We start from the raw sequence: 22,264 nt of genomic DNA on the forward strand, positions 1-22,264 counted from the left end.
CGCCGATTCCCTCTGAAATCGCTTCGACCTTGTAGCTCTGGGCGTGGTGATTGAAGCGGGGCCATTCTCCGAGGCGGACTGCGGCTCTCTCGACGAGGTCGCCGCATGCGCCCAGGGGTACGGCGGGGTCTCCCACTATCTGCACCGTGTTGCTGCGGGAGTCCGTCCATACGTCGCGTACGGATGTCGGCCCCAGCGGCAGCAGGATCCCCGCTGCGGCTGCGAGAAGCCGGCACGAGGTGATCGGCGCAGGTTCTCTCTCCGGTGTCATTGCTTCACCGAGGAATCGATGCTCAAGCGTAGTCCCGTATCCGTGGGAGGCGGCGGATCAGTTCGTCGTAGACCGAGGGCCAGCCTCGTTGCAGCCATACGAGTCGACCGTAGGTAAGTGCGGTGTCGTCGAAGATGGAGTCGACACGGCGTGCCCGAGGCGGTGCACCGACGGCACGGAGTTTGTCGTAGATCGGGTTGAGGCCGATGCGGTGATAGGCGAGGTAGGCCAACACGTCGTCGTCGGTCCAGTCCCATATCGGGCACGCGACGGCGGTCCCGTCGAGGCGTCGGTAGACACCGTCGTCGGCATGGGCGAACAGCCGTCGACGCTTGACTCCTTCGGCGGCGCGAAGGCCCAGCACCTCCCCCGCGCCGTACCGCCGGTGTGCGGTGCGTGAGGGGCCGGCGATCGTCAGTTCGTGGAGGTTGGTTAGACGACGCCAGTCGGGTGCAAGGGGCGATCCGTTCTCCCAGACCCTGGATGCCTCCAAGGATTCCCAGGCAGAGGGTCGCGCGGCGATGGATTCGAGTCGGAGGTCGAGTTGTTGCGCCACCGCGACTATGTAGGGGACGGTTTCGGGGAGTTCCATGCCGCTGTCGAAAAAGCACACCCGCATTCCGGTCTCGCGTACCAGATGCGCGACGACCGTCGAGTCCTTACCGCCGGACCAGGCGGCATAGCCGCCGTGTGCCGCGATGCGACGCACGCGTTCGTGCGCGCGGAGGGTTTTCGTTCTCATCCGCGCAGAGGATCCGAGACGCGCGTACAACGGAGTTGGATCCACAGACGGCTTCACGGACGTTCCCTTCGTCAGGCGGGAAGAGCGATCGGCAGGAACACCTCGAAGATCTCCCGGGCGGCCGGGTGCCCCGGGTGCAATGGTCCGGCCGCCAGCCCGCCATGCTCGACGTGGCCGCGACCACGCAGGCATCTCGGGGGGACGGGCCGGCCCAGGGGGCCGTGGGGGTGCAGGTGGCCTGCCTCCCAGCGATCGGCCGTGGACGGCTGCACTGTCCAGTGGGTGACGACCCCCTCTCCGATCGAGCGTTTCTTACCGACCGCCGCCACCGGCTCGAGCAGGTTCCTCAATGCCTCCGGTTCGGCTACGGCATGCCAGACGAGCCTGCGACACCGGGTCACCACGATCGGATAGAGCCTGTCGCGGTAGACACCCTTGTTGCTGGGCATGGCGGTTGGCAGTGCGTTGGCGAGGCATTCCAGGCGTCGGTGGTCGGTGGTGCTCGACCAGTAGTGGATCTCGGTGGGTTCGTCGTCGTGGGGCAGGTCCCGTGGCCAGGCGGTGGTGGCGGCCCAGTGCCATGTATTGCCTTGTTCGGGCTCGCCGCAGATGGTGAGAGGCAGCGGGGGCGCCTGGACCTCGGGGGTACGCGAGAGGTGAGTCAGGAGGCCTGCGAGGTCGATGCCCCAGCGCACGGGAAGGGCAACTCCTTGTTGCAGGTGCGCGGTAACGATCACTGGGCGTGTCTCGGTGGCGGGGGATGGGAGAACTTTCATGCCAGCTGCTTCAAGAGGTTCACCGCTTCGTCACGATGTTCGGTAAGGAAGCCTCGCCAATCGAACCGTGTCGGCGTTCCCGCAGTGACGGTCGGGGCAATGTGCAGGGACAGCCTTCCGTGGCCCTGGCCGCGCCGTCCGCCCACCCGTGCGTCCGCCACGTAGACGTCGACCAACTCCCGAAAGAACGCCGATTCACATGGGGTGGCGCCCCGGAGGTTGAGCATCATGGAGAACGTGGTCCCGACCATGAAGGACTCGGCCGAGTAGCGCATGAGTGTCGACGCCTCCGCAGGGGCGGTTGCACGGGTGAGGTGCGCGTATGTGGGGCCCGCCGACTCGTCGTTCCTGCTGTATGCCTCGACTTGGATCAGGTCGTCGGCGGACAGGAGGGGTGGTTTGTGGAGTCCGTCGGGCAGGTCGAGATCCTCGTGGGTCTCCAGGCAGACGGGGATCAGCTTTCCTACATCCAGGATTCCGTCCATCACCCGTCCTGCGATGCTTCCTCCGAAGACGCCCAGTTGCGGAACCAGTGTGCGCAGTACGTGCAAGCGCTCGCCCGACAGCGGCTCGCCGGTTCTGCGGCTCAGCACACCGCCCCCGAACAGCGCGTGGGCGACGCTGGGTGCGAGTTCTCCCTCGTAGCGCAGGACTTCGCGCATCATCTCCTCGCCCGTGCGTCGTAGGACACCGCGGAGCGCGTTCCCGGAGACCAGCGGAATGTCGACCACTGTGCCGTCCTTGCGAATCCAACCTTCTCGGCGGAGAAGGGAGATGGTTCCCAGGCTCTCGCCGTTGTGGACCACACTGGATGTCGCGGTGGCCAGGCCTTTCCATCGGATGCTGACGGTCGGACTGGGTGCTGGGACGCCTGCGCGGCGATCGTCGCTGTCGATGATGGACACCTTCCCCTCGCCACGAGCCACGTCACAGTGTATATACATCTATGACTCATGCAGAGAGTCGAGCGGTCGTCGGCCGGCGGAACCGACTCTGGGGTTCGGTTCTGCCGGTCGCGATCGGCGCGGCGATTCGATCGAGTGGCCGAGGGGATGCATTGAACGATCGTCCGGTCGCTCACGACATTGACGAGGTGCTGCGGACGCTGGACGACATCCCGCGCGATCCCGTGGGCGCGGCCTTGACGCTGCATCCGGTTCTGGGGCCCGTACTCGCGCGCGGATGCGCTGTCAAGAGCATCGTCGAGCGTTGCCGGGCCCTGCGCCCCGACGATGTTGCGGCGGTGCAGATGTACTTGTTCCAGGTGCGCGCGGGATCGCGGCTGCGGGCGATCAGCATCGTTCCGGACGGGCCTCCAGACGCCGCCTGAAGCCGTGGTGATTCGCCGTCACCCTTCCCAGACCAACTCGCCGGTCTGCGCGGCATCCACTTCGCGTGCGCGCGCCTCGCGCACCTGCCGGACTTCCTGGGACACAATGCGTGTGCGCAGGACCAGAAAGTGACCCTGCTCTCGGAGTACTTTCAACACTGCTTTGGGCTCGTGGTCACAGAGCAGTTGATGGATCTCGCGGCGCTCCGCGTGGGTGCGCGGCGATGCTACGAGGTCCTCGCACACGAGTTGCCACCACCCTGTGAGACCGTCGCGCTGGCCGCGTGTCGCGGCGAGGCGAACCCGTTCGGGAAGGAGGGTGGTCCAGTATCGGGGCAGGTGGTCCTTCACCCAGGACCGGTCCCAGTCGATGGAGTAGTGGAGGGCGACGACGAGCAACGACGCGATCTCCCCCGGTCGATCGGGCCAGGGTTCCAGGCCCGCCACGGCTACGAGTTCCCGAATCGGGAAGGTGTTTCGGGGGTTCGATTCACTCTGCATGATCGGTCCCTCCCGGATCCGTCGAGATGTCCACAGCGGGGCTCGGGTCTTCGTCGACAACTGTGGCCCGTAGCGCAAGGTCCAGCCACGGGCGCCGTCGACGCCAACCATCCAGCTGTGGCCATAGCGTCAGAATCTCTTGCCGTCGAGCCGGTTCGTGGCGGTTCAGGACCCCGAAATGCGGGCAGGGAGACGAGAGTTGACGGGGCCCGAATCCCCATTCGCGCAGGCGACGCATGACGAGTAGGCGTTCCGCGTCGTCCGAGGACCACATCAGGGGAACGTCGTCGACGGCGATCAGGCCCCATTGGCAGTGGGTGATGCAGTGTTTGCGGTTCCTGCGCAGGGGGACCCACGCGGCCCGAGAACCGTCCAGGGGGCCGGCGGCCAGTAGATCTCCGAGTTCTCCGCTCGTGAGGCGCGTCAGTCGTGGGGCGTCGTCCAGGTCCACGAGGTGGGCGTGATCCCGGAGTCCGATCGTACGAAACGCCCAGGTGCACGCGATGCAAAGGCGCAGTGGCATGGCCGTGTCCCGCCAGTCGTCGTACGCGGTGAAGACAGGCGAGATCACCGACTTCCACGCGTTCGTCGTCGGCTCGTGTTCGGCACCGCATCGAGAGCAGGCGTAGCCGGGGCCGAAGTCGTATGGCGGAATCGGACGTCCTGCGGCGATCCAGGCCGCGTGCAGAACGGTGTGGGAGCGATTCGGGAAGGTCATGGGGCCGCTCCTGTCGAGCGCTTGAACACGCTCTCCCGGCGGACGATCGCCACGCGCTCGGCGGGCACTCGACGCTTTTGGGCTCGGGCACGCCGCCAGTCTGCTTCGCGGCAGAGAGCGACTCTGGTTTCGTCCGCGCCGCGCGTGTACACCGCGGGCAGCATGCGCCAACCGGCGCGGAAGGTGTCGCCAACCACTCGTACGACGGCGTCGCCGCGTGCTGCGGATGCCGGCGGTGCCACGATCACCAGGCCGGCCCGCAGCAGGCGAGTCACACAACGCCGAACTCGCAGTGGGGACAGATGGTGTTCGTCGTTGAGGACGAGCAGGGGTGCGAGCACGTTGCCCGTCACAAGGCGCGTGTCGTACTCGGTGCGCAGGACGTGGTTCTCGTCGGTGTCGTCGTCGTGAAGCACGATCAGCGCTGCTACGGGCGTCCGGCACGTGTTTCTCAGCCTGGCCGCCTCGCGAGAGGCGGCGCGGGCGGTGTGCTTCAGATCCGTCCCGACCGCACGTGCCGATGCGGTCCCGATCTGCAGTCCGCCCTCCGTGCCGTGGCTCGTCAGACAGTGGACACCCGAAGGGCCGACCACGACCAGTGCGTTCGACATGTGTGCCCGATTCCGGCTCAGGACGATCCAGTCCTCGTCCAGAGAATCGAGGGAATGCAGGGTGTGCCAGGCGGCGGGCGACAGTGTCGGTTTCGCTGCGCGTCCCATCGTTCGACGGGCTCGCCTGCCGCAGGCATGGATACGCTTTCCGCGGACCGCGAGTACGCACGCGACGGCGGCGATCGCCGACGCGGTGCTCGCCACGGGACCCGCCTCGGATGCCACGAGGGTTGCCGTGGCGGTGAAGGCGACCCACGACAGCAACACGGTAGACCAGGCGTTGCGGCGCCGCTGGCGAGCAGCAATCACCGCCACGATCAGGCCTATCAGCACCACAGTGAGAGCTGCTGACGGAATGGAGGCCGCTGCATCCTGGGTGAGTCCGTGCGGTCCTACGCGTGTCATGAAGGCGACGAAGGGTGAGGAAACAAACCACCACAAGCAGGAAGCGACGAGTAGTAAAGGGCGGCGGTGTCGCCGCCAGAGCAGGACGACGGAAACCGTGAGCGCGACCCCCGCGGCCACCGGAAGCGGGTGCGTGGGGGCCAGTCGCCAAGCCGCAACTCCTCCTGCGGCAACCAGAGCGAGGGTTCCCAGCCGCGGTGGTCGGGTGCGAGCGAACTCGCCGAGCGCCGTCGAGCGCTCGCGCCATCGGAGGCTGAACGACCGTTCGTTCCGGTTCTCTTGCTTCTTTTCCACGTGCGCGGTGTCGGTCGTTGACCGATGTCGTGAGCTTCGCCGCTTCCGTTTCGCCCGGGATCCGCTGGCCGGGTTTGCGGCGCCCGGCGCGGATGGGTGTTCGCCCTGAGGATCCTCGACCGGGTCGACGCTGATCGGAGACCGCGGCTTTCGTGCGTGGTTGGTCATGCGGCCGCCGTCGGGACCAGGCGCACCGCGTTGGGCATACCCTCGTTCGGCTTCCAGTTGCGCACTCGCACCGACAGGCCGGGGCGGGGGGCCTCCACGATCTGATTGTTCCCGATGTACATGGCGACGTGGTGGATATCGGAGCCGGTCTGCCAGAACACCAGGTCGCCCGGTTGGACGGCCTCGGCCGGGACGTGCTGCCCCTTCGTGTATTGGCCGTTGGTGTCCGTTCGTTCCCAGACGAAACCGGCGTTGCGGTAGGCGAACCACACCAGCCCAGAGCAGTCGAAGGCATCTGGACCCATCGCCCCCAGATGTAGGGCAGGCCCACCTGGCGAAGCGCGATGTCGACGGCTTTGAGGGCGACGTCCGATGCTGAACCGGGTGAGACGGGGCTCCTGGCGGGGCAATCGGTCCTCGCATCCGGCCCGATGGGCACGGATTGACCGTTCGCATAGTGGTATGCCCATGCCAGGACGTCGTTGACGTACCACTCCGCATGATTGTATTGGTACAGACTTTTGCGGAGGCCTTCGACATTCTTGCGAGCACCGTTGGCAACCAGCATGTCGGCGGCGGCGGGTATCGCGTCGGCGGCGTGCGAGGGGTCGGTCCGTCCGTCGCCGTCGCCGTCCACGGCGTACTGTTGCCAGGTCGCGGGCATGAACTGCATCGGTCCCACGGCACCGGCGGAGGATGCTTCGGCATTGACGAGTTTGCCGTCGCCGTGCCGGAGTTCCTCCCATCCGACTCCGGCCAGTACCTGCCAGGGGATGCCGCGGGACTGGCCTGCTTGTTGGTACAGGCTCAAGTACTCGGGAGGAATTTCTCCGGGTGGTCCTCCCTGGTATTGGCCGTACGGCGGCTGGGGTGGCGGCAGGGTGAACGATGCCGTCGAGGCCTCGGTGGGGCCCGTGGTCGGGGAGCCGGCGGCCGGTGATCGTGGATCGAGGCATGAGGCTCCGGATGCCAGAAGGGATCCCGCGCCGCCGCCGCCACCGCCGATGGCCACGAAGACGGCCGAGGTCGCCGCCAGCACCGCCACCAGCAGGCATCCCGCCGTCAGGCCGGTTCCGCCGAGCGCACCCACGAGGCCCCATTTACCGCGTCGCAACGCGCGGGAAGGTGTGTTCATCGTGCCCCGAGATCGCCGACGTGACCGATGGAGAGTGCGGAGGCCACCCACGTGTCGCCTTGTCGGACCAGGGTCAGGGTGAAGAGCGCAGACGGTGCTTCGGCGATGTCCACGTCCGCGAGCAGGATCAGGGACTGTTCGGAGAGGTGACTCCAGCGACCGCGAACGGCAGTCGGCGCCGGAGTCGTGGCGGGGTGGAACGACGGGTTCGAGGGTGCGCTCCGCAGCGTTGCGCCGAATTCCGGTGTGGACAAGTCGCGTAGGTGTCGCAGGCGAGCGTCCGCGTCCCCGGACCGGTCGGCGACGTAGGCGCGAAGGAACTCCTCCGCGCGCTGCCCGGCCTGGGTCAACGATTGCGGCGAGACGGGCAGGCCGGGGGCGAGCGTCGCGGCATCGGGTGTCGCAGGTGTGGGTGTGCGGCCGGGTGGAGACGGCTTCTGTGTGGGGGACGTCGGTGATTCCGGCGACACGGACGCTGCGGGTGCGACGGGCCTTCCATCCGACTGCGATCGGGGTCGTCCGTGGGCGCCGAATGCCCACCAGGCGGCGAATGCCAACAGCGTCACGAGTGCGAGTAAGCCTGCCGCTCGCGTGGTCGAGCGGGGCGGCCCGTCGTCGGTGTCGTGCGCGTCTCCTGGCCGGGTGGTCACGGGTCTTCCCCTTGCTGGTCGGGCTGTCTTGACGGAGGGCTGGGGATGCGCGTCTCTCCGGGAGCCGGCGGCGGTGGCGCAGACGGTGGGTCCTGTGGATCCTGCGGCCGGAACAGTGTGCGGGCTCCCTGTTGCCGCTGGGCGCGGCGGGAGGTGTCGGGGTGCGTGGATTGTGGCGGTGCGAACGGGCGCGGGGGTGTGACAGGGTCCGGGGGCGCGGTGGGACGCGGGGGCGCGGTGGGACGCGGGGGTGGTCGGGCCGTGGTGGGCGGGGCGCCGGGGTTTCGGACCTACCGGTGGATGTCCGCGCGGCGTTGCCGGGCGCGTCGGGCGGTGTTCCGTGGCGGGTTGGTGTGAAGATCTTTTTCGTGCCGCGCTTGCCTGCGGCCCGTAGGAGCGCCCGTTGGCGGGCTTCCTCATAGGCGGCGCGGGTGTCGGCGAGGTCGACCTGCCCTCGCGCCACCTCTGCGGCGTGCTCGGTCTGTTCGTCCTGAAGGCGCTCCACGGTGGCGGTGTCGCCGGCCGCTCTTGCTTCGGCGAGATCCGCGCGAAGGCGGCGACCGGTGTCCCGCGCGTCGACGTCCTTCTGCTGCGCCGCCTGGTAGTCCTGTGCGAAGCCTCCGGTGTCGAGTTTCTGCAGGGCTTGGTCGATGGCCTCGCGCCGTACGCGATAGCCGGCTCTGGCGCCGGCGCCCTGGGCTCTTTGGAGCGAGAACGGGGCGGCGCCTCCGACGGCGCCCCGGACGAATCCGGCGGTGCGTTGCTTGACCCCGCCTCCGGCTTCGTGCGCTCCGACGAGGCCGCCGGTGATCGCGTTGGTGTACATCATCCCGGCGGCGCCGACCTTGCCGAGAATCTGGCCTCCGACGCCTTTGCGCTCGGGTATGGCGTTCCCGCCGCCGAAGCTGGGCGAGAACATGTCCATGACGGTGGTGCGGTAGGCGATGCCGACGCCGGAGATGACCACGACCACGACGATCTGCATGAACCACGGCAGGCCGCTGGCGCTCAACACGGCACCGTGGAGTGCGACGGCTCCGCCCAGTCCCATGCCGACGCCGATCTGCTTCGTGGCGCATCCGACGTACAACTCGAGGTATCGCAACCCGATCTGTTTGCCTCGGCCGGGTATGCACCCGATGAGGAGGAAGGGGGGCGCCATCATCGTGAACAGCAACAGGCCGATGGTGAACATCAGGTAGCTGATTGCGCCGAAGGCGAGAAGGGATCCCACGCCGACTGCGGCCATGACGGAGGTCACGCTGATCAGCAGGCGTCGTCCGCCGCCGTTGCCGGTGTACGACTCGTAGAGGTCGGGTCGCTTCGTGACCTTCGGATTGTCCTTGTGATTGTTGTCGACTCCCCAGTCGGTACGCAGCATCTCGTCGCGATCGGCGTGCTTCCACATGCAGGCGGCGCCGTTGGACGGTGTTTCCTTGCGTTGCGCCTCCTCCTCCTGTCGCTGGAGTTCCTCCAGGGTCTGATCGGGCATCAAGTGCCAGGGCAGTCGGTTTCCACGGGCTATCTCCAGCATCAACGCGTCGAACCATCCGGTATTGCAGCGTCTGCCGTCCGGATTCGAGGCCAGCCAGACCTGGTTCTCGTAGGTGTACGCCTGCTGGTAGGCCACACGGGGGCCGAATGCCTGTACGTCCGGATCGGTGAGGTCGGAACGTCCCAGAGCACCGGACACCCAGGGTTGATAGACGAGGACCTGGTAGAAGGACTGCGCAACGCAGTTGGCGGGATTGCGCTGGTCCTGGCAGTCGCTTCCGGACAAGGCCACCAGGGCTGTCTCGGTGACCGCGTGGGAGGCGGAATCCAGCTTGCGGACCGCCCAGGAGGCGTTGGCGATGAACCACATGCCGAACGCGGCCGCGCAGACGATCCAGATGACGCGTCCCAGGGCGTCGGCACCGCCGCGGCGCTGAACGATGACGCGTGCCCCGACGACGAGCGCTCCGACCATGACGGCCGGCAGCAGGAACTCGTAGAAGATTCTTACCCCGAGGGACGACACGACGCGATCGACCGGCGAGGGGTGTACGACACCGCTGCGGTCGGTACGGGGTTCGGTAAGGTCGCGGACGAGCTCGTTGGTGAATGCCCACTGGAACAGGCTGATCGTGATGCGATCCAAAGCCTTGGCGGTGGTGAAAACGGTGTCGGCCAGGGGGTTGAGGAACAGCCGATCGGTGTCCAGGCATCCGATGTTGTAGACGTTCCAGGTCGTTCCGGCCATGCCGAACTGGGGGTACCACGGCACGGGCATCTGCTGTGACGCGACGGGCACCCGGCCGTTCTGGGCGGATTCGAGGTACCCGTTCGGTTGACCGACAGGGAGTTGGTAAGGCGCGGGGGCTCCGGTGCCGGGGGGTGGGACGAGGCTGTCGACGCCCTGTCCCGCCGCGTCCGGCGTGGGGAAGTCCCGTCGTGAGCACAGGTCGTTGGTCGAGAACCCCGGAATGGCCAACGCCGGGTCGGCAAGCGCCATCATGGCGGTCGCGCCGCCAAGAAGGGTGAGTACGATCGCCAGGACCGCCCTGATCAGGCGTTGATGCCGGTGCCTGCGGGTCGCGCCCGCGCGGTGGACCGCGATGCGGGCGAGAAGCGCTCGGTCGTCGACGTGGTCGTCGACGATCCTCAGGGCTGCGGTCACGTTCCCTCCTCGCCGTCGACCGCCAGGACCCGTCCGGATCGGTCGGTTGCGATGCGTCGGGCCGCTGCCTGCGTCGGACCGTCGCGTTCCGTGGGCGTCGAGTCGAAGGCCAGGACGACATCGGGCATGTGGGAGAGGTCGATCCGCACCTGCCCGACACGGCCGTCGCTGTCGCGCATCAGCGCCTCGCTGTGGCGACCGACGGGCAGTTGGAGGACGCGGGCGCGGTTGGCCTCGGTGTCGGCGAGTCCCAGCAGTTCGAGGTCGGCGGCGATTTCGCCGGGATCGCTGGCTCGGAAGACGAAGACCGTGGAGAGGCAGTTGAGCACCGCCTCGTCGAGCAGGTCTCTGCCGTTCTGACTGACCAGGACCAGCGCGGTGTTCCGAGAGCGACCCATGCGCGCGACGGCCTCCACGAGTTGGGCACCCTGCTGGGTCTGGGTGATCATCCACGCCTCGTCGATGACGAGCATCCGGGGATCCGTGCGGTGGATGTCGTGCAGCCCCAGGGCTCGACGGGCGAAGTGCGTCACCAGGTACATGAGTGTCAGGCTCAGGCGCTGCTCGTAGGTGTATCGGTCGGGATCGGTGCCCGCGGGTGGGAGGCTGAGGCCGGCGAGGGTGATGATGGTCAGTCGTCCACGCGTCAGCTTGATCTCGGTGGTGTCGGGGGAGAAACACAGGATGCCCAGGGGCAGTGCGGACACCACGTCGAGGTAGTGGCCGAGCGCGTTCGCGGCCGCACCGTAGTGCGCTTCGGGGCTCTCGTTCAGGCCCATGCGCTCGAGGTCGCCGGAGAGAAGGAGATCCAGGACCTTGCGCAAGGTGGGCTGGGGTGCGTGGGCAACCGCCTTGACCGAGGCCATCATCACGGATTCGCGCACGTCGGCCATTTCGCCGCCGAGGAGCAATTTGAGAGTCTCGATGGCGAGCAGGGTCTGCTCCTCCCGCGACTCGGCCATGCCGAACGGGTCCAGGAGCCCGGGCAGGTTGGCTCCGAGTTCGAGCATTCGCACGTCGCCCAGGTAGTCGCGGCCGAGTAACGACAGGCCCTTCGCGTCGCCCTTGGGGTCGATCAGGACGCTGGTGACGCCGCGCATCGCGGTCTTGAACGTGATCGTGTTGGCCGTGAACGTCTTGCCGCCGCCGGGTGATCCGATGATGGCCACGCCGGGCGGCTTGTTGTGTTGCGGTGCGAACAAGGGGTCGAAGAGGACGACTTCGCCGCTGCCGCGTGTGGTCAGCCCCAGGTACGGGCCCTGGGTGTCGGAGATCCGCGAAGACGCGGTCGGCAGTCCGGCCGCAACGGTCCGCAGTTCGTGGATCTGGCGATACGCGCGCACCTTGGAGCGCACCCGCTCGCCCGGCAGCTGCTCGAGCCACAGCGACAGCTGGTCGTGGTCGGTCCAGTGGAGTTCGATGCCCGCATAGGTCCTGTAGAGCTCCCTGAGTTGACCGATGCGCTCGGTCAACTCCTCGGGTGTGTAGCCCGACACGATCATCCTTGCCGCCCCGTAGACCAGCGGCGTGCGGTTGCGGGAGATCTCCGCGTCCAGGTCAACTGCGGACACCAGGGCGTCGCTGTTCTCCACGCTCGCGACGGCGCCGGCCTCCGCATAGTGTTTCTGCTGGTCGGCCGCCGCCTGCAGGCGCTTGGCTACATCCTTCGCCGCCTTGTGCGGCGGTGTGATCGTCCAACGTGCGGACACGTCGACGTTGAACGCCAAAGCTGCCGAGTCGGCGAGTTCGAGCCAGGGCGGCTGCGCCGTCGTGTCGATCGCGCGCGGAAAGCGCCCGACACTCACGGACGCGACATAGGTGACGAACTCGCGTTCGGGAGCCGGCCCCACCTCACCGTCCTGGCGCCATTCGGCGCACTGCACCGCGTAGTCGGCGTTGGGCTGGGTCACCACGACGTACCGGGAGTGGGTGGCGTCGACGTACCCCTCCCCCAGTTGCTCCACCGTGCCGGGACCGAAGGGTTGAGCCGGGACGTCGGGGCCGTTGGGGGTGGGCATCTCCGGGTGCAACGCGTGGACGAACAATCCGGCCACGGTCTCCTGGTCCGCCGGCCGTGCGCTCAGGGCACCGGCGGCGAGGGTGCGCCGTATCGCGTCGGCCGCGGAGGTCCACCGACGTATCTCGGCCGTGGGCACGGTGTGGTCCACCGATGCGAGCAATTCCTCGGCCGTACGGAGAAAACCCAGCAGCGGACGCACCGACGTCCGAAGCCATCCGGTGTTCGACCGGCCGCGTTCGCCGAGGCGCACCCCGAGGAAGACTCGTTTGGTGTGTGTGTCCAACTCGTAGAGGTGTTGTTGCTCCGCGAGCAGCAGGGACGAGAGCCCCGGTGCGGCGTGCCCCGTCGCTTCAGCGCGCCGGTACAGTGCTCCGGCCCACTCGTGCAGTTGATTGGGGCGGTGCACGACCTTGAGGTGGATCGTCGTGTCGCGCAGACCGGCGAGCGCAGTGGAGAAGTTCTCGATCACCGCGTCGACCTCGTCGGGTGTAAGAAAGTCCACGCTGAGCGTGGGGAGTTCCATCCAGGTCCAGGCGTCGGTGTCGGTCAGGAGCACGCAGTCGTCGAGATAGCGTGCCGACAACCGCTCCGGCAGGTCGTGCCGTGTCACGCCGGCCAACGTACGTCGGCCTTGTTGCAGGGCCACGACCAGCGCACCGGCGACCAGGAGGAGGAGCACGATCGTCATCGGCTTCGACTTCCCGGACGCGGTCGCCACACCAGTACCCGTACACGCCCGTGCACCTGGTGCGCCGCAGGAGCGAGTCCGGTGAGCCTTTGGGGGCCGAATCGACGCTGGAGATAGGCGGCACACCATTCCGGGACGCTGCGTTCCTGAGTCAGCGGGCGGTCCGCCGCCCAGCCCGCGAGCAGCGGTGGTGCGAGCCACACGAGCACCGTCAGGCCGGGTATCCCCGTCAGCGAGGCGACGCCCGTGAGGGCGCACAGCGGCCACCACACTGCGGCGGCGGCCGCGCCCGCCGCGATCTGGCTGTAGGCCACTCCCCCGCGGACGGGCAATCGGACGTCGTCGACCGCGAGGAGTCGGGGCTTGACCGTCCAGATGGCGGTGAAGGTGCGGACGATCATTGACCGTTGCCTCCTCCCGGCGCGGGACTGGTGGGGCTGCCGCCACCGCTGCCGAACACTCCGGCGATGGTGCGTGCGACGTCGGTCAGCACGGCAGGGAAATAGAAAACGAGCACCACACCGACGGCGAGTGCCGCGTACTGCAACAGTGCGGACATCGAGCGGGCGGCACCGAACAGGTGGGGTACGGCCATCACGCCGATCAGGAACAGAACGACCGGTCCGACGAGGGCGGTCAGGCCGCTGGCGACGGTCGCGCCGTTGACGGCCAGGTCCGGGAGGTTGTCTGTCACGAGAACGGGCTCCTTTCGCCTGGGTGGGCTCAGCCGGGGGTTGGGGAATAGTCGACGGAGCCGGCGGGACCGGCGGAACCGGGGGCGCTGAGGACGGGGGCGTCGCCGGGAGCGGCGTGGTCGAAGGTCCGGGACTCGGCGCCGGGAGAGGTCGGAGCGGTTCCTCCGGTCCGGCGGCGATCTCGGGATCGTCCACTCCCGCGGTGATGCCGGAGACGAGCCAGTAGCCGGAGATCTGTCGCACGGTCACTCGGTGCATCTGAACGACGCTTCCTCCCCCGGGTGTTCTCAACGTGGTCCGCGTGATCACCTGGCGGCGTGTGGGATCCGCGCCGTCCCAGGCCAATACCTGCGTGGAGATGGCTGCGCCGGCGTCCAACTGGAGGGAGGAGCCCAGACCCGAGATGCCGGAGTCCTGCGTAACGTACGGCGCCAGGTCGGTGGACGAGGTGACCCAGGCACGCAGGAATCCGGACACCTTGGCGGAGATGACCCCGAGAGGTTCGCGTCCTGTTCGAGAACCGGGGGTGTCGGACGGGGTTGGCGGGCGATGGCGGGACAGGCCACCGCGCTGGGGTAGGCGACCACTGCCAAGGACCCGTTGCCGCCGCTGCGCACGGCCGTCTGGACGCAGAGCGCGCCCCCCGGTTCCAGGGTGACGTCGACGATCACGCGCGCTTCCGTGGGCCCGACGATCTCCACGGTGGACGGCGTTGCGGCGATGACTTTCTGACGACCCGATCCGTTCCATCCGACCTGCGCGCGCGCCAGTTGCACGGGAAGGAAGGCGGCCAGGGCGGTGGCCCGGGTGTCGGGGGAGAACACGTCCCAGGACAGGTACGCGGCGACGAATCGGGTGACGTAGGCGCGTGCGGTGTCGGTGGGAAAGGCCGACGCCTCGGTGCGGATGATCGATCGTGAGTCGGGACGTCGGGCCAGGGCGACGACGCCGTTCGCGAAGACGGCGACCAGGGCGGCGACGACGACGCAGCGCACGAACAGAAGCCACTTGCGGGACCCGACACGTGCTCGCTCGACGGAGATTGTTCGTCGCGGCGAGGGTTCCGCGGCGGTGGTCCGCGTCCGCGTGCCGAACAGGCCCTTGTAGAAGTCGGCGGTGGTCCCCATGTGTGCGGATGTCCTTCGCGGAGGGTGCCTGATCGAACCCGGGGCGTCTCCTGGCCGTGCGACAGGCGACGCGGCGCGCATCGATGATTCAATAGTCGTATATACATTATTACATTGGTGCAAGCTCACAACACGGCGAAACAGCTGCCAGGGGAGCCCGTGAGTCATGAGCAACGACACATCGAGCCCGGTCCGACGTTCCGCGGCCACGGTTCCCGCCGACGACGCCCACCTCACCGGCGTGGAACGACAGTTGTGCGTACGCGTCCCCGTGACACTGCGCCGCCGACTGCGCATTCAGGCCGCGCAATCCGACATGACGATCCAACAACTCGTCACGACGTACATCGAACGTGGCCTCGCCCAGCGATCCTGAACGAGCCGATCCACGGGTCCGCCCCAGCGACAGGGGCGGCACTCTCGCGCTGATACTCGCGCTGTCCGGCCTCGGAGCCCTCGCCGCAGCAATGGGAGTCGTGTCGTACGAGGGTCAGTACCGATTCGTCGCGCGCCACAAACCATCCGACGTCGCCCGGATCCAGGCGCTGGGACCCGACATCGGCGCAGTGTGTTCGCCTCGCTGGCGTTCGCCGCGGCCCGTGCGCGGCCGCCCGGCGCTGCGTGCGCGCCTGGGCAACGTCGCCTGCACGGCCGCGTCGCTGTTCATGAACGCGATGTCCGCTCACACGCCGGGCGGCACGCTGGCCGCGGTCCTGCCGCCCCTGTTGTACGCGGCCGCGTCCGACACCTGCATCGCGGAGCTGCGGCAACAGGCACTTGGCAAGCGCGCGATCGTGCGTCGGCGCACGTGGCCGAGCGTCCTGCTCACCGCCGTCCGTTGGTGTCTGCGCCTGGCCTTCGCGCCCCTCACTACTCTGGCGGCCGCTCGAACCTGGGTACTCACCGACCCGGGGGGCCACGATGCGATCGCCGCGCGCCCGATCGAATTCCGGGCGCCGGGCATCCATCGTCGAAACCGCGCGACGCAGACCCGCGGCGGTGTCGGCGAGCCGACGATCGCGTGCGAGGCCCGCGCCCATTTTCGGCAGGTTTGGATCTGGATCGCACCACGGTCAGCATGGCCTTGCAGGCACATGTGCGCGGCCTGGCGTCCGGGGCGTACACGTTCGGCGCGGGGCTTCTCCGGACGGTGGCTAGTCGTCGAACTCCTCGAGCCCGTAGGCGCGAAATCGCGATTGTGAGCGGGGCGTGTGTACCTGGTCGGGAGTCTGCGGTGCTTCGGCGTCCCGGACGACCTCCTCGGTGGTGGGGGCTTCCAGGTCCTCCTCGCGCAACGTCACCGAAGCGGCCGCCGTCGTGGGGATGGTCGGAGCCGGCCGAGCCGCGCCCGCCGCCGGTATGGTTCGCGCCCGGGGTATGACGCGTCGCTGCGGACCGGCCGCCGAGATCAGGGCGAATTCCCCGCGTCCGAAGGCCTGGAGGGTGCCCGCGCGCAGCACCGGGGACTGGGGGTCGTATTCGATCATGCCGGTCCCGGTCGTGCCTCCCCGCGCGCCGACCGTCATCGCCGCCGAACTCGCCTCCACGACACGACGTTCCTTGATCCACACGCGTGTCCCGGCGGTCCGGGCCAAGCGTTCCGCCGAGGCTGGATCCTTCGTCCGGTGCAGGATCACCATGCCGACGACGTCGAGCACCCGGCCCGCCGCCGCGTCCGTGCCGGCCGCGATGGCGAGGTCCTCCAGTGACTGTGTCGACAGCAGCACGCGAAGGCCGCTCGCCGCGCCACGTGCCAGCAGGTGTTCCACGTCGACGCCTCCCAGCGCGGAGAATTCGTCGATCCACACCAACCCGGACGTGACGCCTCGGTCGTTCGCGATCAGCTCGTTGGTCATCGTGGTGATGTCCTGCACGATCAATGTCCCCAGGGCTCCGGCAGCGACCTGACCCACGCCGGACGCCAGGGAGAACATCACTACCGGCAAGGGCGCGTCCCCGCGTTCGTCGACCGCCTCGAACAGGTCGACATCAAAACCCGGCGCCTCCCCATGTCCCGGAGCCGGCCGCAGCCAACGCCCCAGTGCCGAGGCGTCCAGGCCGCGTAGTTGCGTCACGAAGCCGGAGATCGCCGCGGAGTCGCCGCGCACCAGTTCCGTGGAGGCGGCGACCCTGCGGAGCAGGTCCTCACGTTCGGGATGGCTGGCCGGGATGGTGGCTGCCCGCGTCGCGAGCACCGCGGGATCTCCCAACTCCACCAGGTCGCCGAGCAACGACCCGGCACTCGTTTCGTTCCCGGTCGCGTCGAGAACGGCGAAGACGTCCTGGTAGTACGTCAGCGCGTTGTTGCGGTAATAGTCGGGAGCTCCCGCCCATCGTCCCGAGCCGACGAGGAGTTCGGCCCGCCGCGAGCAGTCCCCGTGCCGATACGGCTCGTAGTAGTCGGGTCCGTCGAAGCTCACGACCCGAAACGGCCGGCCCGCTTCCGCGGCCCACCTACGGAGCGCATCGACCACGGATGCCTCGCCTTTGAGGTCCAAACCGACGAACGGCAACCCTCGGAGGATGAACGAGCGCGCGAACTGCAGGCACGTGGTCGTCTTTCCCGTCTGGGTACCGCCGAACACCAGGGCGTGCCCGGTCAGTTCGTCATCCGGGATCTGCAGGATCCTGCCGTTCCCGTCGTCGACGCCCACCCGTGTGGCGCCACGCGGTACGGTCCGTGCCGAACGCAGACGGAACTCGTTCACCCGCGATCGCAGAACGACCCATACCGCGCGCCGAGGTTCCGGCAGCCGCCACTCGTCGGTGTTCAACCAGATCAGCCACACGTGTACGGAAGCCTCGAAGGAGCCGACGCACACGGCCAAGGGCACCTGACCGCGCAGCCACGCCGACCAGCGAGTGGACGCGAGATCGGCCACCGACGACCAACCGGGGTCGGAACCGACCGAGGCGTCGACGATCGCTGCGCACAGTTCCCGAGGCCCGGCCACCGCGGAGTCGAACGCCGCGAACGGCCCCCGGATCACCACCCAGGCCGCCGATGCCACCGTCACGAACACGGGCAAGGTCCTCCGCAGGCGAAGCCCGTTGACCCCGAAGTAGAGCAGCCCCCACATCAAACCGCCGACCTGAGCGACCAGGAGGTGGAAAGCCCAGAGCACACCCCTTACGACGCCCAAGATGGAATCCCTGTTGGGCGAGGCGGGGTTCAGCAGAAATCGCCCTTCTCGAAGCCGATCCTCCCTAGCGTTCGTCATGACGCGTCACTCCCGGGAACGCAACGAGCGGACGCACCAGGAATCGACCACTCTGGGCAAGTCCCGTGGCCTCCGCGGCCTTGCTGACGGCCTCCGCGACGGACGGTTCGGGCGTCAGGTAGAGCACGCCCGACAGGTGCTCCGCACCCCGGTACCCCGCACACAGTTCCCGATACTCCACGGGCCGCTTCGCCACCAGTTCGACCTCGACCGCCAGCGGAAGGCGTGCCTCGGTGGGGAACGGGAATCGATCCCGCCACCTCAACCTGCGGCCCTTGTGTTCCATCAGGTCGTCCTCGGGACGATGACGAGACTCGCCCCCGGCCGGGGGCAGCACCACCGCGTCGGGCAGATGCGGCCAGCGGTGAGTACGTCGGCGAAAACCCGCCCAGACGAGCGGCCCATCCGTTCGCATGTCGCGCGCGGCGATCCTGCGTTCGGAGACGACCTCGTGGCCCAGCAACGTATACGAGATCGCGACGTCGGCGACCAGCAGGGTGTGCAGAAGCGTCGCGTGCGAAAGCCGCGGCGACTCGGTGGGCTTGCCCACGGTCGCGCTGCCGCGCGCCGTGGCCATGACCACGGTCGGTATCCCGGCCAGGGGGCGACTCGTGCGCACCAGACCCGCTTCGAATTCGAGACGCCGGATTCTGCGCCGCAGGGCCTCGTGGTTGCGGTCGGCGAGCCTGGCGGCCTGGGCGACCGTGGCGTAGCGCCAGTCGACCAGCCACTTGAGCAACGCGAGATCGGCGGGACCGAGCCGCAGGGAGCCGTCCGTCGACGAGCCGACGGCAGCCGCCCGCCGGCGGCGGCGCCCTACCTGAACGGGAGTTTCCCCAGAGGTCATGACATTCCTTCGCTGCTTCCTCGGCAGGTGACTTCCTGCATGAGGACTGGCGACGCTCTGGGGTTCGTCGCGGGTGGAACAACTGTAGGTCCGACTGTAGATCCACCCCGGTTGTGTTGCCTACAGGCAACAGGACGGCGAAGCGCAGGTCAGGATCACAGAGTCGGACCCGCACGCGGTCCGATTAAGGGGGATGGAAGGGCTGGTGCACGGAGGGGTTGTCGGGATATCGGAGCGGGTGGTGGCAGTGGCTGGGCGGTCGATGGTGGGGACATCGATCAGGGGGCACAAGAACATCGAAGGCAGCGGGTGCGGAGTTCGGACAGGCGGGGGCGTGCGGGTGGAGAAGCAGACGGGAAGGCCTCGCGTTGGTCCTCCGGGCCGTTGACGGGGTACGGCGCGCAGGCGTCGACGCCCGGTCCCCTTCCCCGGGGCGCCCGAGCGTGCGGCCGTGCCGGGGTGCTCCGGGCACATCCCGACACGGCCGACGCCTCACCAGATCGGCGGCTCCGGAGGCCGGTACCGACCATGCATGGCCCATTGCTGCCAGGGATGGCGGCGCATCTCCCACCCGCGCCCGGTGCCATGGTCGGTCAGCCAGACGAACCCGGACCGGAGATCGTCGGTCAAGTTCGCATTCAAGTGCTCGAAGGTCGCGTTCAGTCGCCTGTGCGACGTCTGCCGATCCACGGGCACGGCAAAGCCCTCCCACGCCGGCGGCAGGAGGCACGCCGGGGTAAAAGCGTGTCGGATCGGCGGAAACCGTTCCCATGTCTGCCCGTCCGTCGACCTGAGCCGCACGCGACCGGCGCCCTCTCGGGTACGCGCCCAGCCGAAGGCGTCATTCAGGTTCGTCCACGACTCACCGGGTGAGGCGGATTGCCAACCGGTGTCGGTCAGCACTTCGGCGCTGTACGAAATGGAGGAACAGGAAGCGTCCTGGACTCGCCTCAACAGACGCGGCGACACGTACCCATCGACAGTGGCGTCCTCGTACCGCATCGTGACGTGCACCGCCCGATGTTCGGGATTGTGCTCCGCAGCGGTGACGGTCCCAACCCGCCCGTCAGCACCGCTGGAACCCCCGCCGATGCGGGTAACACGGTCACCGACCACAAAGCGTGGTTCGAGTCCCCACACGTCGGTACCACCGGCGCTGTATCCGACCAGACGGCCGGCGTCGGTGAGTCGTTCGACCACGGTAACGAGGTCGGCGAGATAAGACAGGGCAGGCCCGAGCTGCCCCCGCAGAGCCCGGACCCCTGCGCTTATCTCCGAGAGAGTGTGGGTGTGGTCGGCCGTCCGCAGGGCACGGAGCACCTCGTCGGGCTGCGCCGGTTCCCCGTGAGCCATGTCGAGTCCTTTCGAGTGGGTGGGTTTCGGTCCTTCGGTGCGACGGGTCGGACGTCACAGCCGGCGAACAGGGTGCATTCCGGAGCGGTCACCGGGGCCCAGCGTCCATCCGTGGTCGCGCAGTGCCGCAACGCATCGTTCGAGTTCGGCGGCCACGTGTTTGCGCCGAAACAACGGGTCGTCGCGCTGCGTCGAGTCGGCGTACCACCAATAGACGTTGGCCTGACAACTGCCGACTGTGACGGCGATTCCGGAAGTCGGGTATGCGGCCATGGTGATGCCGGCTGTCGCGAGGATCCGGTGCACCGCGTCTGCGCGCTGGTGTGCCGCGCGCAGACGCCCACGCCGTTCGCTCAGGATCGCCTTACACGCGTCGTCGCTGATCGGCACGTAGACGGTCTCGCCCATGTCGCCCGCCACGAAATAGCATCCGGCCTCGGTGCGCACGAGGTCGGGGCTTCTCTCGAACTTCGTCGCGAGCGATTCGGCGTCCATGATGTGCCCATCGCTCGACATGAATGATTGTGTCGAAGTCATGATTCCGTCCCGTGTGATCGGATATTCGATCGAAAACCAGCCTAGACGCTTCCACGGCTTTCCATCCCCTTCGAGTACCCTTCCCCCGACCCGCCCGGGAAGGGGAGTACACGGGAGTCCTTTTGATTTCGATGCCACAGAATGAAGGTCGATTCTTGTCGACCGCAGGAGAGGACCGAGTCTCATGGGACCCGGATTCGTGGCAAGGGAACACACGCATACATGGCAGGTCAGATTCACGGACGCGGACGGAAATGTGCACACCTCGGTGCCTCTGGACTCCGCGCGCGTCGCGGCGGAGCACATCCGGAAACGGACCGCGACGGGTTGCGGGGAGATCGCGGTCTTCGAGAACTGGCTTACCGTCACGCATACGATGGTGGATCCGGAGGCGCCGGCCCCTCTGTCCGAGGCGGGCCCCGGTCGAAGCGGGCACTATCGGATCTGCTATCGGATGCACTTCTCCACCGAATGGCTGCAACGCATCGTGCCGACGCCGGAATCGGTGCTGCGGGGAATCGAGTACGTGGCCAAGAAGCACCCGCGTGAGTTGGTGGTCGTCTTGTCCGAAATCGAGAGGCTAGAACGGCGGTTGACCACGGCGGAGATCGGCGATCTGCTGTCGCGGAACGGGGTCGTGCGCGTGGCCGGCTCCTGACATGAACGACGCGCAGCGATATTCTAGATTCGAGGCGGGTGGCCCGGGTATTTCCCGGGCCTCCGCCTGGAACCCTTCCCCGGATCGGGCGGTCCTGGGAAGGGTTTCGTGTACCCCGGCACTATTCGCAGCCCTGGGATAATCGAGCCTCCGGGCCTGAAAAGCCCACAATCCTCGGGAGACTCGAATGCATGGGGCAACTGTTCCTCTGGTGTTTTTAGTCGTGCTGGTCTGCGCTTCCTGGGCTGTTCACGCGTGGCACTACACCGCTCGGGAGCGGGATCTGAATTCGTCGATCAGGAGGTTGGAGACGTCGTTGCATCGGGCGCGGCACTGCCCGCTTACCGGGTTGATCACCCGAGACGGGTTCGAGCTAGCGGCGGCTGATCTGATTGCGCAGACGACGCGCCGGCGGGACGCGTCGTGCACGTATGTGGGCTTGGTCGACGCGGACTATCTGAAGCGGACGAACGACCGGCACGGGCACGCCGGCGGTGACGCTCATCTGCGCGCGATTGCCGATCGTCTCCGTGCGTTCTGTGGGTCCGATGGGATCGCGGGGCGGATCGGAGGAGACGAATTCGCCGTGGTCGTGACTCTGGACCCGGTGGACGCCGGCCCGCGAATCCGCGAACTCAAGCGTGCCTTGTCGCAGCCCGTTACCCACGGGGAACGTGTTTTGGACGTAACGGCGTCCGTGGGCTTCTGCAACGCGCATCGCGCGCGGGTGCCACTGTCCCTCTCCGACGCGTTGCAGGCGGCGGACATGAAGATGTACGAGTTCAAGCCGTCGAAGCGTAGGCGCCGGCGCACGTAACGGATGGTCATTTGAGGGTGGCGGTTCGGCCGCTGGCCGGC

General features: G+C 67.7%; 21 protein-coding genes and 1 pseudogene. 6 read left to right on the forward strand and 16 right to left on the reverse strand.

The window, feature by feature from the left end; genetic code table 11:
• Window positions 1-293: 293 nt before the first annotated feature.
• From B4N89_RS45105 to B4N89_RS45110, 3 genes are all read right to left on the reverse strand, one after another.
• Window positions 294-1,070: a phosphoadenosine phosphosulfate reductase family protein gene (locus B4N89_RS45105; RefSeq protein WP_161501042.1), complete on the reverse strand. Its 777-nt coding sequence runs from the start codon at window positions 1,068-1,070 to the stop codon at window positions 294-296.
• Between the two features lie 14 nt (window positions 1,071-1,084).
• The gene (locus B4N89_RS50410; RefSeq protein WP_161501043.1) at window positions 1,085-1,708 is read right to left on the reverse strand and encodes a hypothetical protein; all 624 of its coding nucleotides are present in this window, start codon (window positions 1,706-1,708) and stop codon (window positions 1,085-1,087) included.
• 77 nt (window positions 1,709-1,785) lie between these two features.
• On the reverse strand, window positions 1,786-2,520 hold the full coding sequence (locus B4N89_RS45110) for a hypothetical protein (RefSeq protein WP_143658340.1): 735 nt from the start codon (window positions 2,518-2,520) through the stop codon (window positions 1,786-1,788).
• Window positions 2,521-2,846: 326 nt separating this feature from the next.
• On the opposite strand from B4N89_RS45110, the gene B4N89_RS45115 reads away from it, so the two are divergent.
• A complete protein-coding gene (locus B4N89_RS45115; protein WP_078982513.1) occupies window positions 2,847-3,119 on the forward strand; it encodes a hypothetical protein in 273 nt (90 codons plus the stop codon).
• A gap of 18 nt (window positions 3,120-3,137) precedes the next feature.
• Here B4N89_RS45115 and B4N89_RS45120 read toward each other — a convergent pair whose 3' ends face one another.
• From B4N89_RS45120 to B4N89_RS53630, 5 genes and pseudogenes are all read right to left on the reverse strand, one after another.
• On the reverse strand, window positions 3,138-3,620 hold the full coding sequence (locus tag B4N89_RS45120; RefSeq protein ID WP_143658342.1) for a hypothetical protein: 483 nt from the start codon (window positions 3,618-3,620) through the stop codon (window positions 3,138-3,140).
• Window positions 3,610-4,338 carry a hypothetical protein gene (locus B4N89_RS51055; protein WP_201261209.1) on the reverse strand — a complete coding sequence of 243 codons (729 nt, stop codon included), beginning with the start codon at window positions 4,336-4,338 and terminating at the stop codon, window positions 3,610-3,612. The genes B4N89_RS45120 and B4N89_RS51055 overlap by 11 nt, the downstream gene beginning before the upstream one ends.
• Window positions 4,335-5,648, reverse strand: coding sequence for a DUF2339 domain-containing protein (locus tag B4N89_RS45125; protein WP_143658344.1), 1,314 nt, complete (start codon window positions 5,646-5,648; stop codon window positions 4,335-4,337). Before B4N89_RS45125 ends, B4N89_RS51055 begins: the two co-directional genes overlap by 4 nt.
• Before the next feature lie 164 nt (window positions 5,649-5,812).
• Complete coding sequence (locus B4N89_RS45130) at window positions 5,813-6,121, reverse strand: C40 family peptidase (RefSeq protein WP_161501044.1); 309 nt, start codon at window positions 6,119-6,121, stop codon at window positions 5,813-5,815.
• 245 nt (window positions 6,122-6,366) lie between these two features.
• A pseudogene (locus B4N89_RS53630) lies at window positions 6,367-6,951 on the reverse strand (lytic murein transglycosylase); the annotation flags it as partial.
• A gap of 1,053 nt (window positions 6,952-8,004) precedes the next feature.
• On the opposite strand from B4N89_RS53630, the gene B4N89_RS49320 reads away from it, so the two are divergent.
• Entirely contained in the window at window positions 8,005-9,882 is a 1,878-nt protein-coding gene (locus B4N89_RS49320; protein WP_143658346.1) for a hypothetical protein, read from the forward strand.
• Window positions 9,883-10,256: 374 nt separating this feature from the next.
• Here B4N89_RS49320 and B4N89_RS45155 read toward each other — a convergent pair whose 3' ends face one another.
• The 4 genes from B4N89_RS45155 to B4N89_RS49325 form a co-directional block, all read right to left on the reverse strand.
• A complete protein-coding gene (locus B4N89_RS45155; protein ID WP_161501045.1) occupies window positions 10,257-12,968 on the reverse strand; it encodes an ATP-binding protein in 2,712 nt (903 codons plus the stop codon).
• The gene (locus tag B4N89_RS50415; protein WP_161501046.1) at window positions 12,965-13,369 is read right to left on the reverse strand and encodes a hypothetical protein; all 405 of its coding nucleotides are present in this window, start codon (window positions 13,367-13,369) and stop codon (window positions 12,965-12,967) included. The genes B4N89_RS45155 and B4N89_RS50415 overlap by 4 nt, the downstream gene beginning before the upstream one ends.
• On the reverse strand, window positions 13,366-13,662 hold the full coding sequence (locus B4N89_RS45160) for a hypothetical protein (protein WP_078982521.1): 297 nt from the start codon (window positions 13,660-13,662) through the stop codon (window positions 13,366-13,368). The genes B4N89_RS50415 and B4N89_RS45160 overlap by 4 nt, the downstream gene beginning before the upstream one ends.
• A gap of 306 nt (window positions 13,663-13,968) precedes the next feature.
• Complete coding sequence (locus B4N89_RS49325) at window positions 13,969-14,790, reverse strand: conjugal transfer protein (RefSeq protein ID WP_143658347.1); 822 nt, start codon at window positions 14,788-14,790, stop codon at window positions 13,969-13,971.
• A 166-nt stretch (window positions 14,791-14,956) separates the two neighbouring features.
• Here B4N89_RS49325 and B4N89_RS45165 point away from each other — a divergent pair, with 166 nt between their 5' ends.
• The gene (locus tag B4N89_RS45165; protein ID WP_078982522.1) at window positions 14,957-15,166 is read left to right on the forward strand and encodes a hypothetical protein; all 210 of its coding nucleotides are present in this window, start codon (window positions 14,957-14,959) and stop codon (window positions 15,164-15,166) included.
• Window positions 15,167-15,266: 100 nt separating this feature from the next.
• Window positions 15,267-15,992 (forward strand): DUF2637 domain-containing protein, encoded by a 726-nt coding sequence (locus tag B4N89_RS45170; protein WP_143658349.1) that lies wholly within the window; start codon window positions 15,267-15,269, stop codon window positions 15,990-15,992.
• Here B4N89_RS45170 and B4N89_RS45175 read toward each other — a convergent pair.
• The 4 genes from B4N89_RS45175 to B4N89_RS45190 form a co-directional block, all read right to left on the reverse strand.
• The gene (locus B4N89_RS45175) at window positions 15,945-17,933 is read right to left on the reverse strand and encodes a TraM recognition domain-containing protein (protein WP_161501047.1); all 1,989 of its coding nucleotides are present in this window, start codon (window positions 17,931-17,933) and stop codon (window positions 15,945-15,947) included. The two genes, B4N89_RS45170 and B4N89_RS45175, sit on opposite strands and share 48 nt — an antisense overlap.
• 64 nt (window positions 17,934-17,997) lie before the next feature.
• The gene (locus B4N89_RS45180) at window positions 17,998-18,858 is read right to left on the reverse strand and encodes a hypothetical protein (protein ID WP_143658351.1); all 861 of its coding nucleotides are present in this window, start codon (window positions 18,856-18,858) and stop codon (window positions 17,998-18,000) included.
• A gap of 492 nt (window positions 18,859-19,350) precedes the next feature.
• Window positions 19,351-20,211, reverse strand: coding sequence for a hypothetical protein (locus B4N89_RS45185; protein ID WP_078982526.1), 861 nt, complete (start codon window positions 20,209-20,211; stop codon window positions 19,351-19,353).
• 54 nt (window positions 20,212-20,265) lie between these two features.
• Entirely contained in the window at window positions 20,266-20,706 is a 441-nt protein-coding gene (locus B4N89_RS45190) for a hypothetical protein (protein ID WP_078982527.1), read from the reverse strand.
• A gap of 298 nt (window positions 20,707-21,004) precedes the next feature.
• On the opposite strand from B4N89_RS45190, the gene B4N89_RS45195 reads away from it, so the two are divergent.
• Window positions 21,005-21,406, forward strand: coding sequence for a hypothetical protein (locus B4N89_RS45195; RefSeq protein WP_143658353.1), 402 nt, complete (start codon window positions 21,005-21,007; stop codon window positions 21,404-21,406).
• A gap of 211 nt (window positions 21,407-21,617) precedes the next feature.
• The gene (locus B4N89_RS45200) at window positions 21,618-22,223 is read left to right on the forward strand and encodes a GGDEF domain-containing protein (RefSeq protein ID WP_161501048.1); all 606 of its coding nucleotides are present in this window, start codon (window positions 21,618-21,620) and stop codon (window positions 22,221-22,223) included.
• Window positions 22,224-22,264: the final 41 nt, after the last annotated feature.

The organism is Embleya scabrispora, assembly GCF_002024165.1.
Taxonomy (GTDB): domain Bacteria; phylum Actinomycetota; class Actinomycetes; order Streptomycetales; family Streptomycetaceae; genus Embleya; species Embleya scabrispora_A.

What these genes read in the sequence shown, in the direction of transcription:
- B4N89_RS45120 (WP_143658342.1), bottom strand. Translation starts at nt 3,620, where the DNA reads ATGCAGAGTGAATCGAACCCCCGAAACACCTTCCCGATTCGGGAACTC.
- B4N89_RS51055 (WP_201261209.1), bottom strand. Translation starts at nt 4,338, where the DNA reads ATGACCTTCCCGAATCGCTCCCACACCGTTCTGCACGCGGCCTGGATC.
- B4N89_RS45130 (WP_161501044.1), bottom strand. Translation starts at nt 6,121, where the DNA reads ATGGGTCCAGATGCCTTCGACTGCTCTGGGCTGGTGTGGTTCGCCTAC.
- B4N89_RS45155 (WP_161501045.1), bottom strand. Translation starts at nt 12,968, where the DNA reads ATGACGATCGTGCTCCTCCTCCTGGTCGCCGGTGCGCTGGTCGTGGCC.
- B4N89_RS50415 (WP_161501046.1), bottom strand. Translation starts at nt 13,369, where the DNA reads ATGATCGTCCGCACCTTCACCGCCATCTGGACGGTCAAGCCCCGACTC.
- B4N89_RS49325 (WP_143658347.1), bottom strand. Translation starts at nt 14,790, where the DNA reads ATGGGGACCACCGCCGACTTCTACAAGGGCCTGTTCGGCACGCGGACG.
- B4N89_RS45165 (WP_078982522.1), top strand. Translation starts at nt 14,957, where the DNA reads ATGAGCAACGACACATCGAGCCCGGTCCGACGTTCCGCGGCCACGGTT.
- B4N89_RS45180 (WP_143658351.1), bottom strand. Translation starts at nt 18,858, where the DNA reads ATGACCTCTGGGGAAACTCCCGTTCAGGTAGGGCGCCGCCGCCGGCGG.
- B4N89_RS45185 (WP_078982526.1), bottom strand. Translation starts at nt 20,211, where the DNA reads ATGGCTCACGGGGAACCGGCGCAGCCCGACGAGGTGCTCCGTGCCCTG.
- B4N89_RS45190 (WP_078982527.1), bottom strand. Translation starts at nt 20,706, where the DNA reads ATGGACGCCGAATCGCTCGCGACGAAGTTCGAGAGAAGCCCCGACCTC.